The 2,196-nt window shown below is 56.7% G+C and carries 3 protein-coding genes; 2 read left to right on the top strand and 1 reads right to left on the bottom strand.

The window, feature by feature from the left end:
• The coding region (gene ltrA / locus C7H09_RS08115) for a group II intron reverse transcriptase/maturase (RefSeq protein ID WP_240616536.1) at nucleotides 1-985 on the bottom strand (985 nt) is incomplete at its 3' end.
• A 699-nt stretch (nucleotides 986-1,684) separates the two neighbouring features.
• On the opposite strand from ltrA, the gene C7H09_RS08110 reads away from it, so the two are divergent.
• Both C7H09_RS08110 and C7H09_RS08105 read left to right on the top strand, forming a co-directional pair.
• A complete protein-coding gene (locus C7H09_RS08110) occupies nucleotides 1,685-1,927 on the top strand; it encodes a type II toxin-antitoxin system Phd/YefM family antitoxin (RefSeq protein ID WP_106761210.1) in 243 nt (80 codons plus the stop codon).
• Complete coding sequence (locus tag C7H09_RS08105; protein ID WP_106761209.1) at nucleotides 1,924-2,187, top strand: Txe/YoeB family addiction module toxin; 264 nt, start codon at nucleotides 1,924-1,926, stop codon at nucleotides 2,185-2,187. Before C7H09_RS08110 ends, C7H09_RS08105 begins: the two co-directional genes overlap by 4 nt.
• Nucleotides 2,188-2,196 lie beyond the last annotated feature (9 nt).

Below are 2,196 nucleotides of genomic sequence, written 5' to 3'. Positions count from 1 at the left end.
CCCCCCAGTTCCGGTTCGTCAGTTCCCGGATACGTTGCTTGAATTTGCGCAGCGTGTCCGGGTGCCAATGGATCTGGGTTCCCTTGAAGGTAAAGCCCAGGAACTTGCTGTCATTGGTTCTGACGACTCGGCTCTTGGCGGTGTTGACCGTCAGTTTCAGGCGGTGTTCGAGGAAGTGGCTGATGCTCGTCAGCACCCGGTCTCCCGCGCGGCGGCTGTTCACCACGATGGTGAAGTCGTCCGCGTAGCGGGCAAACCTATGGCCCCGCCGTTCCAGTTCTTTATCCAGTGGGTCGAGCATAATGTTGGCCAGCAGAGGTGACAACGGGCCACCCTGTGGTACACCTTCCCGACTCTCCAGATAGAGCTGGTTATCGATAACCCCAGCTCGCAGATACCGGGCAATCAGTCCCAACAAACGCTTGTCCCAGACCTTGCGGCCCAGGTGCGTCATCAACAGGTCATGATTGATCTGGTCGAAGAGCTTCGACAGGTCCACATCCATGGTAAAGCGTCTCCCCTCCTTGAGAATGCTTTGTACCCGTCGCACCGCCTGGTGCGCATTTCGACCCGGACGGAAGCCGTAGCTATCCGCTGAAAATCCCGGTTCGAACAGGGGCATCAGGATCTGGGCAATGGCTTGCTGAATCACCCGGTCTGTCACCGTTGGGATGCCAAGCTGGCGCTTGCCACCGTCCGGTTTGTCGATCTCAACCCGCCGTACCGGCGCTGGTTGATAATCACCCGAGCGAATCGACTGCTGGACCACGTTCCAATGGCCAGCCTTTACCCAGGCGGGAAATTCCTCGACGGTCATGCCATCGACACCCGCCGCTCCCTTGTTGGCTCGAACCTGCTTCCAGGCTTGTTGGAGATTAGCCCGGTGCAGTACAGCATCGAGTAGATCTTTACTAAAGGCTGGCTTCGTGGCCGTACGCTGAGCCACGTCATTGCTGGTCGGCATTCGTGTGTTCAAGTCGGTCAAGGCTCCTCCTTTGTTCCCGGTGTTTGGCCCTTCACCCTGTCCTGACCATTACGACGGGCGTTTGGCTACTATGGCCTCTGCTGACTTCTACTCAATCACCGGAAGGGTTACCCCCACCGGCGCTATCGGTGTCCATCTCGTTCGCTCGCAACCGCCGATGGCAACGGCTGCGCCCAGGCTTGATCGACCAGTGGCCTGACTGGTGACTAACCGATCGCTCGTTGAGCAGATCCCGATACGTCGGACCGCCCCAGATAAGAGCATGCACTGTCACTGCACTGCTGCATCATTTACGGTGGCCGTCAGATCACATGGCTTCGTTGTCTTGTGCCGACTCGCCTCCGGCCTACGCCTCATATGATGTTCTTGTTCATCAGCTCGCAGTTTTGCTAGCGGCTTACTTCCGGCCGGCGCTCCGGAGACCAACCCTCGCGGATCGGCCCTTGCCATTCGCTAGTAGTTAGCGTTCAATCGGGTAAAACCGGCTGAACGGTGATCTTCCCACAGGGGACTTTCACCCCATTAGTTCATGCCCATGCTGGGCGTACACAAGGCGCTGTTGTCGCCACTTTCGTGGCTGGGACGGCTTACGCTGCGCTCCAGCCGCTCCAAAGCTTTGCGTTATGCGAGACGTTCGCCTTGACGCACGTACTCAAAGGCGTACACTTGGTTGCAGGTTGAACACACAAGAGGTGCGTCATGACCGGAATCACAGCAACTGAGGCGCGCAGCAACCTATATCGGTTGATTGACGAGACCGCCGAGTCCCACCAACCAATCGTCATCATGGGTAAGCGCAACAAAGCCGTTCTGGTTTCCGAAGAAGACTGGTCTGCAATTCAGGAAACACTTTACCTGCTCTCCGTACCAGGTATGCGGGAGTCGATTCGTGAGGGGATGGATACCCCTTTAGATGAATGCGATGAGGAGCTGGACTGGTGACATGGAAGTTGGTTTACACCAAGCAAGCCCAGAAAGATGCAAAGAAGTTGGCCTCCAGCAGTCTCAAACCAAAGGCCCAGGAACTTTTAGCGCTGATAGCGGAAGATCCATACCGCAAGCCGCCTCCTTTTGAGAAGCTCATTGGTGATCTTGCGGGGGCCTATTCACGCCGAATCAATATTCAGCACCGTCTGGTCTATCAGGTGCTGGAGGGCGAGCAAGTGGTGAAAGTCCTCAGGCTCTGGAGCCACTACGAATAATGCATAACC

This window comes from Marinobacter fuscus (genome assembly GCF_003007675.1).
In the GTDB taxonomy this organism is placed as follows: domain Bacteria; phylum Pseudomonadota; class Gammaproteobacteria; order Pseudomonadales; family Oleiphilaceae; genus Marinobacter; species Marinobacter fuscus.
The sequence above is the reverse complement of the archived record's forward strand: the minus strand, read 5'-3'. Positions and strand labels throughout refer to the sequence as shown.